This window comes from Pseudoalteromonas sp. Isolate6, assembly GCF_022398435.1.
GTDB classification, from domain to species: domain Bacteria; phylum Pseudomonadota; class Gammaproteobacteria; order Enterobacterales; family Alteromonadaceae; genus Pseudoalteromonas; species Pseudoalteromonas galatheae.
The window spans coordinates 1-8,596 of the sequence record NZ_JAKEVK010000195.1 but is presented as its reverse complement, the minus strand read 5'-3'; the positions used below and the strand labels follow the sequence as shown (position 1 = coordinate 8,596).

Here is an 8,596-nt window from a genome sequence, read left to right as displayed (position 1 = left end):
GGTATATTTTGAAGATTCTAGTTACAGGTGGTGCAGGATTTATCGGCTCTGCTGTTGTTCGCCATATTATTAATAAAACCAGTGACTCGGTTGTAAATCTGGATAAATTAACTTATGCGGGCAACTTAGAGTCAATTGAGAATGTCGAGAAAGATGAGCGCTATGACTTTGAGTTGGTGGATATTTGTGATCGCGCTGAACTAGATAGAGTATTTAAACAACATCAACCTGATGCAGTAATGCATTTAGCGGCAGAAAGTCATGTGGACCGCTCTATTACCGGACCTGCTGAGTTTATTCAAACTAATATTGTAGGCACTTATAATCTATTAGAGGCTTCAAGGGTATATTGGAATTCGCTAGGTGAAGACCGAAAAGCTAAGTTCAGGTTTCATCACATCTCAACAGATGAAGTTTATGGAGATCTACCTCACCCAGACCAATTTGAACAAGCTGCTAAATTGCCGCTATTTACTGAGCAAACGGCTTATGCTCCAAGCAGCCCATACTCAGCAAGTAAAGCTTCTAGTGACCATTTGGTTAGGGCGTGGTTGCGCACATATGGATTACCAACGATAGTTACAAACTGCTCAAACAACTACGGCCCTTTTCACTTTCCTGAAAAGTTAATCCCACTTGTTATTCTGAATGCGCTCGAAGGGCAGCCATTACCAGTTTATGGCAAAGGAGACCAAATTAGAGATTGGTTATATGTTGAAGATCACGCTGAAGCTTTGTATACCGTTGTTACAGAGGGCAGAGTTGGAGAAACCTATAATATTGGCGGGCACAACGAGAAGCAGAACATTGATGTGGTTGAAAGTATCTGTAAATTGTTAGATGAACTAGTGCCAAAAGACTCAAAGTATGCGGAGCAAATCACCTTTGTAAATGACCGTCCAGGCCATGATCGTCGCTATGCAATTGATTCTACCAAAATGCAGATTGAACTGAATTGGACACCAAAAGAGACATTTGAATCTGGATTAAGAAAGACCGTCCAGTGGTATTTAGCTAATCAAAAGTGGTGTCGGAATGTTCAGGATGGTTCATATAATAGATCGCGGTTAGGCGAAATTTAGAATTTGTAAGTTGAGGATATAATGAGAGGAATAATTTTGGCCGGAGGGTCGGGTACACGACTATATCCACTAACACGAGGCGTTTCAAAGCAATTGCTGCCAGTTTACGATAAGCCAATGATTTATTACCCTTTATCAACTCTTATGTTGGCTGGAATTAGGGATATTTTGATAATTACAACTCCAGAGGACAATGAAGGTTTTAAACGTTTGCTAGGGAATGGTAGTGACTTTGGCATTAACTTAAGTTATGCGGTACAGGAGTCACCAGATGGCCTTGCGCAGGCATTTGTTATTGGTGAAGAGTTCATAGGTGATGAAAGTGTTTGCTTAGTGCTTGGAGATAATATTTTCTATGGCCAATCGTTTAGCAATGCTTTGAAAGCAGCAACTAAGCGCGAAGGAGCTACAGTTTTTGGTTATCAAGTAAAAGATCCTGAACGCTTCGGAGTGGTTGAATTCGATGAGCAGATGAGAGCAATTTCGATTGAAGAAAAACCAGTTACTCCAAAATCCAATTATGCCGTAACTGGTTTATATTTCTATGATAATCGAGTAGTTGAGTTTGCCAAACAGGTAACGCCATCTGAGCGTGGTGAGCTTGAGATAACATCAATTAATGATATGTACTTACAAGATGGCAGTTTAAATGTTGAACTGCTCGGAAGAGGGTTCGCTTGGCTGGATACTGGAACCCATGAAAGTTTGCACGAAGCCTCTTCTTTTGTCCAAACAATTGAAAACGTGCAAGGTTTGAAAGTCGCATGCTTAGAGGAAATTGCTTGGCGAAATGGTTGGCTAAGTTCAGATGAAATTCTAGAAATAGCAAAGCCAATGCTCAAGAATGAGTATGGCCAGTATTTGAATCGGTTGGTATCTAAAGGGTAAGTAATGAAAATACTCGTCGCAGGGAAAAATGGTCAGGTAGGGCAAAGCCTTGTATCAATACTTGAACAACAAGAAGAAGTTACTTTTTTAGCGCTGGGTAGAGAAGAGCTTGATATAACAGATATAAGTCAAGTTTCAAAGTGTGTTTCTAGTTTTAAACCAGATGTTATTATTAATGCTGCTGCGTATACAGCAGTGGACAATGCTGAAAATGAGATTGAGGCTGCGTTCTTGGTTAATCGAGACGGGGCTAGAAATTTGGCCATTGCAGCTGATGAGCACGATGCGGCGATTCTGCATATATCAACAGATTATGTATTCGCTGGAGACAGTTCGGGGTTATATACTGAACTCGATACTGAGAGCCCGCAAAATGTTTATGGGCGAAGCAAGCAAGCAGGAGAACAGCAAGTAAGAGAGTCTTGCGAGCGCCATATAATTCTTCGTACTGCATGGGTTTTTAGTGAATATGGCAATAACTTTGTAAAGACAATGCTGAGGTTAGCACAGTCTAAAAAATCATTGGGTATCGTTGCTGACCAATTTGGTGGTCCGACTTACGCAGGAGACATAGCTCATGCTTTGTTGTCAGTGGCTCACTCTATTTATAATAGAAAAGCTAAGTTTGGAGTCTATCATTTTTCTGGTTTTCCCTATGTAAGCTGGCATGAGTTTGCTCAGGTGATTTTCCAAAGGGCGCTAGAGCGCGGAATCATATCCACTCCGATCACACTTACCCAGCTTACAACAGAAGAATACCCAACATTGGCCTCAAGACCGGCTAATTCTAAATTAAATTGTCAAAAAATATTTGAACAATTTGCAATATCTCAAAGCGATTGGCGACTGCAATTACAACAGATAGAAAAATACCAATAGGCAGATATAAATAGATGAACGTAATAGATACAAATATACCCGCTGTCAAAATTATAGAACCTCGCGTTTTTGAAGATAGTAGAGGTTTTTTCATGGAAACATGGAATCAACAGAGGTTTGAAGCTCTGGTGACTCATCAAAAAACTGAATTTGTCCAAGACAATCATTCCAAGTCTAGCAAAGGTATTTTACGTGGACTTCATCTACAAAAAGAACATACTCAAGGAAAACTGGTGAGAGTTGTATCTGGAGAGGTCTTTGATGTTGCAGTTGATTTACGCAAAGGTTCGCCGACATATGGCCAATGGGTAGGGGAGTTTCTATCTGCTGATAATAAACGCCAGTTATGGGTGCCTGAAGGGTTTGGGCATGGTTTTTATGTTGTAAGTGAACATGCAGAGTTTGTCTATAAGTGTACCGATTATTACCACCCTCAGTCAGAAGTCACTATTGCTTGGGATGATAAGGAGCTCGCGATTAAATGGCCTTTCAAAGGTCAACCTCTCCTTTCGGAAAAGGATAAAGAGGGGATCTCGCTCAAAGAGTTTCAATACTAAAACCAAGGCCTATTTCACTTTAAATATCAGCTGAGGATTAGTTAATCAATTAGTTTTAAGTCTGGTTGAAGTTACTCCCTGTCTAGTTGCTGGGATTGGATTCAACCTAATCGTGCTAAATGAGTATTAGGAAGCTGACTACTGTGTAAAAATTCACACTCTACTTTATAAAAGTACACTCACTCGGTGTAGAAAACTCATATATGAAAATATCAAGCTTATTTGAGAACAAGCTAGTCAAAGGTGTATTCGTTGTTGCAACTGGTACTGCTGGCGCTCAGCTAATAACAATTCTTTGTTCCCCAATTATCACACGTTTATATGGTCCTGAATTATTTGGACTACTGGGAAGTTTTACTGCATTGGCGACAATGTTATTGCCGTTAATGACCTTTAGCTATTCAATGGCGGTAATTCTGCCCAAAAAAGAAAGTACAGCGATACGATTAGCGATATTGTCTTTGGTTTTTGCACTAGGTTGGTCGTTAGTCATTTTTATTGTTCTGTATAGTAGTAATGATATTTTACTTGGGTACTTTTCGTTAAGCGAACTCAATGCAATAGAAGTCATAATTTCTGTATATGTACTGCTGCTAGCTGCACTAGAAGTGTTCACATACTTGGCACTCAGGAAAAAGTACTTTTCTTTAAATTCAAAGGTTTTACTGTTTCAGTCTTTGCTAAGTAATGGGTTAAAGCTGGGACTTGGCAGTACTTTGAATTCCCCAATTACCCTTATTGCAATTACAACGTTTGTAACAGCTGTCAGCGTCATTACTTATTTTTATGTTTTTCGAAGAAGCATTATTGAAACACCCTTCAAAATGAGTCATACACATTACAGTCGCGCTCTTGCATATAAGTTTAAAGACTTTTTTAAATACCGCACCCCACAACGGCTGTTAGCTGGGCTTAATCAGTCTCTGCCAATTATTTTGCTAGCGTCTCTATTTGGGGCACCAGCTGCAGGCTTCTTTACTTTGTGTCGTAGTATTTTGACGATGCCACTGAACCTAATTGCTAAGTCTGTAAGTGATGTTTTGTATCCAAATATTAGTGAGCGTTTTGCCTCTGGTATCCCTATCTTTGGACTTCTTTTAAAGTCCACGCTAGTCCTTGTACTCATTGGAGTCATTCCAATGATAGTTTTAATTTTATTTGCCCCTTGGTTATTTAGTACTGTTTTTGGCTCAGAGTGGCATCAGGCAGGAGTATATGCTCAGTGGTTTAGTGTGTGGCTCTTTTTCAACTTTATCAACCGACCTTGTGTTGCAGCAGTCGCAGTGCTGAAGTTTGAAAAGGTACTATTAGTCAACAGCATATTTAATACAGGATTAGTTTTATCCGCTTTTTATCTTGGTGGTGCATTGGGTAGTGACGTTACCGCAGTGGCACTTTTCTCAATTGCAGGTATCATACCTCAATTAGTTATCATTGGTGGCGTTTTACTAAAAGCAAAGCGCCATAGTAAATACAAATCGTGTTAGGGTTGTGTGTGAAAAAAATAGTTTTACTTGGGGCATTTGATCGTTACAACTACGGCGATAACCTTATGCCGATTCTCTTTGAAAGATTCATAAAAAAATATAGACCAGAGGTGCTTGAGGAGTTCCAGCTTGAATATGCAGCAGTTAGCAAAGCTGATTTAACCAACTACAAATGCTTACCTAGCGAATCAATTAATAACTATACGACGCTTCTCAACGATGGATCTGCGGTAATCGTAATAGGTGGTGAAGTGCTTTGCGCAACGAATGCAACTTTGTATCTTCACATGCAAAAAAGCGCACTTTTTAATAAGTTTCTAACGCTCGTAAAAAAGGCGACCAGAAGATACTTTTCACTCTATTCTGATTGGTTTTATTCAGCTAAATGGGAATATCCATTTATCGTCGATCCTGCAAGCTTTGACGCTTCTGTAAAGGTTATTTATAACACTGTTGGTGGTGGTATTCAGTGGTTGAGACCAAAAGATAAAAAAACGGTGGTCGATCGTCTCAATAAAGCATCTTATGTATCGGTACGAGATACCCGGACACAAGCTCAGGTACAGGAACTAACTTCTGAGACAGGATTGGCGCCAGACTCAGCATTTTTGATGTCAGATTTAGTTGACGATGATACCTTTGCCGAGCACGTATCAGAAAAAGTAAGGCTAGCATGTAGTGAAGACTATATTGTATTTCAAGCCGCACCTACAAAAGTTGGAAACTCGATAGAAAGTGTAGTTGAGAATCTCAAGAGCATAGCGCAAAAAAATAGTAAAAAAATTATCTTATTACCAATTGGTTATGCTTCGGGTCATGACGACAATGAGTATTTAGTAAAACTCAGTGCAATTTTGGACTATCAACACGAATTACTTTACCCACTGAATGTATGGGAAATTATGTATGTGATTAAACAGTCCTCGCTCTTCATCGGGACAAGCTTACACGGAGTGATTACTGCAATGGCTTATGCAAAGCCTCATGTCGGTTTAAATCCACAGATCCCTAAATTAGATAGTTTCCTTAAAGATTGGAGCCTAGCTCCATTCAATAAGTGCTTAGACATGAGGAATGCTGCAAAGATTCTTGACCATGTCGATAACGAATGTTTAGAGAAGCTAAAAGAAAATAGGAACAGAATTAATCAAGCTATTATTGAAAATAACAATAAAATCTTAGATATCATCAAGGAAAAGTGAGGTGAGTCTAGAATTTGATACTGCCATTTTGGTCTTGTTATATAACAAAGAGATAAGCGAAAGTGACACATTAAACTCACTGCTACGATCTAAGATTAAATATAAAAATGCTAGACTAGTTATTTGGAATAATGGACCTAAGGCATTGAAATTTAAAGATGTGTCTCAATTTCAACAGGTTGGTTATGAAGTTGTAATTGAAGAAACTATTGAAAATCACTCATTGGCTGCGATTTACAATCGGTTTATTCGCGAAACAACGAGTGAAAAATATATTTTCTTAGATGATGATTCGCAGCTTAATGAAGGTTACATTGATGCTTCAGCGCAAGCAGTCTCTGATCGGATAGCCATGCCATTGATTAAATCATCGGGGCAGATTGTTAACCCTGTTATTAATGGTCGGCCGGCAAATCCAAGTGCTCAAATAGGGCAACAAGACAAAGTGATTACAATTGGAAGTGGTCTTATTGTTGGAAAAGACATTGCAAATAAGTTAGAAGCTTTATTTGGAAGTGTGTTTGATGAGCGCTTTTATTTATATGGGGTAGATACAACATTCTGTTTTCGGGTATTCTTAGCGAAACTCTCTGAAGCAATTGTGATAATCCCTGGATTTGAACATTCATTGTCACGACATCAAAAAGAAAGTGCTGAGGTCATTGCTTTTAGAAGACTTGAGCGAAGTTATGATTTGGGTCTTACACTGCGTTACTACACACCATTAGTTAAGCAATTGATAATACTTACCAAAGTATGCAGCGATACTTTGGCTAAACGTTTGTTTCATGGTCAGCCAACCTTTGATTTAGCTCCTTTATTTAAAGCGCTTTTCTCAGGAAAACATTATCGTAAGCGATAAGCATATTTTTAGTGAGACCAGTTCGTAACATAGTAACCTGAACAAACGCTGAGCCATAATGAACAAAATGCAGTTAGCTGAACCCGAAGAAGAGTGCTTTATTGGCATTTTTCTGTGTTACCCCACATGGATGTGAGGTAAGGGTCTTTACAAGAGCATAAAGCTGTTCACCTGAGACATTGAATATCAATGCCACGCAAGCCCTGCTTTGTATGAATGGCAATCAAACTGCTGCGAAACAAAGAGGAAAGATAAACTGACCCTATGTCAGTATATGAGGCTCAAGCATAATATAAGTTTAGAGCTTTATTGTCATAAGTGTAATTATTTTTAATTGGTGATGGTAATTACATGATTATTGAAACGCCCTAGACACAAGCATCTATTCAAGTATAATTCCGATAATTAGTTTGGCTACCAAAAAAATTAATAATGGATTATTGCATGGAACGTTGGTATCTACTTTATTGTAAACCGAAACAGGAATTCAGAGTTCAGTCAAATCTTCAAAGTCAAGGGATCGTATCTTGCTTCCCGACTTTCATAAAACAAAAAAACTCAAGTGCGAAAGCGATAACACAACCTCTTTTTCCACGGTATTTATTTGTTCGTCTTGATCCACATTCTTCTCACTTTTCTGCGGTAAAAAACACTCGAGGTGTTGCTAATTTCATTCGATATGGAATGGATCTACAAATAGTACCAGATGAACTAGTTAATAAGCTCATGCAATCTTGCAATGTTGAGGTGCAATGCGACTTGAAAGAAGGCGATCTGGTTCAGTTGACAGACGGTTGCTATAAGGATATTCACGCGATATTTCAACAACCTGACGGAGAATTACGAAGCATTTTATTAATTAAATTGCTTAATCAGTATACGAGAATAGTTGTTGATAACGGCATAATTAAAAAGGTACAATGAAAAATTAATCCTTTATTCCTATTTATTTGTAACGTTAAAGGTGTACTGTGTTGTCGGTTAAGTTATCTAAGTTGAAATTTGAATCTTCTCTACTCAAAAGAGTAAAACAGCTCAGGATGAGTGGTTTTGGCCCCTGTAGGCTAGATTTGCTCTGTAATAACTTTGATTTTACTAAAGATAATTAATTAGCTGGATAATACAGCGACAAGCTACTTTAAAAGTTTAATCAAAGCTATGGCTGATGAATGAACAGCATTTTATTTGGGTGCGTTAAGTTAAGTGTAGATACATCACCTTGAGATATCTTTGCGGCCCGAAGCACAACAAATAAAAATTAGAACAGCATTTAGGAGCTGCAACCTAAGGGCGGAAGCGTGCCTAAAAATATTGAGAAGGGGTGAGCCAGGCAGTTGTGTCCATAGTTGGTAGATGAACAGACGTTCTATCTTAGAGAGACTGTAATAATTGGCTCTTCATTCTATATTTGGTGTGTTAGTTGCAAAATGATAAATAAAATGGTTTGCGCTAAATAAAGGGTTCTGGTGAAAATTTACGGGGCTAAAACACAAATTCTTATCACATAGCAGATAAAACACGGAACTAAGAGTGAGAACAGCTGCAAAACCTAGTACTCACTTGCGATTAACAATCGTGCATGCTTTAATTAGCCCACGAAATTTCTGTTGTCTTTACGTTATTAAGTAAAAGGCAATAA

General features: G+C 38.5%; 8 protein-coding genes. All 8 read left to right on the top strand.

All coding sequences use genetic code 11. The features are described 5' to 3' along the window. The first annotated feature begins 8 nt into the window (after positions 1 to 8). Entirely contained in the window at positions 9 to 1,082 is a 1,074-nt protein-coding gene (gene rfbB, locus L1D50_RS18955) for a dTDP-glucose 4,6-dehydratase (RefSeq protein WP_128728747.1), read from the top strand. A 21-nt stretch (positions 1,083 to 1,103) separates the two neighbouring features. Beyond that, complete coding sequence (rfbA, locus tag L1D50_RS18950; RefSeq protein ID WP_128728746.1) at positions 1,104 to 1,970, top strand: glucose-1-phosphate thymidylyltransferase RfbA; 867 nt, start codon at positions 1,104 to 1,106, stop codon at positions 1,968 to 1,970. A gap of 3 nt (positions 1,971 to 1,973) precedes the next feature. Beyond that, a complete protein-coding gene (gene rfbD, locus L1D50_RS18945) occupies positions 1,974 to 2,849 on the top strand; it encodes a dTDP-4-dehydrorhamnose reductase (protein ID WP_239966606.1) in 876 nt (291 codons plus the stop codon). A 14-nt stretch (positions 2,850 to 2,863) separates the two neighbouring features. Then, entirely contained in the window at positions 2,864 to 3,406 is a 543-nt protein-coding gene (gene rfbC / locus L1D50_RS18940) for a dTDP-4-dehydrorhamnose 3,5-epimerase (protein ID WP_239966605.1), read from the top strand. A 203-nt stretch (positions 3,407 to 3,609) separates the two neighbouring features. Then, on the top strand, positions 3,610 to 4,893 hold the full coding sequence (locus tag L1D50_RS18935) for an oligosaccharide flippase family protein (protein WP_128728743.1): 1,284 nt from the start codon (positions 3,610 to 3,612) through the stop codon (positions 4,891 to 4,893). 8 nt (positions 4,894 to 4,901) lie between these two features. Continuing rightward, positions 4,902 to 6,095 (top strand): polysaccharide pyruvyl transferase family protein, encoded by a 1,194-nt coding sequence (locus L1D50_RS18930; RefSeq protein ID WP_239966604.1) that lies wholly within the window; start codon positions 4,902 to 4,904, stop codon positions 6,093 to 6,095. Position 6,096: 1 nt separating this feature from the next. Beyond that, a complete protein-coding gene (locus L1D50_RS18925) occupies positions 6,097 to 6,957 on the top strand; it encodes a hypothetical protein (RefSeq protein ID WP_239966603.1) in 861 nt (286 codons plus the stop codon). Positions 6,958 to 7,401: 444 nt separating this feature from the next. Beyond that, entirely contained in the window at positions 7,402 to 7,881 is a 480-nt protein-coding gene (gene rfaH / locus L1D50_RS18920) for a transcription/translation regulatory transformer protein RfaH (RefSeq protein WP_128728740.1), read from the top strand. Positions 7,882 to 8,596: the final 715 nt, after the last annotated feature.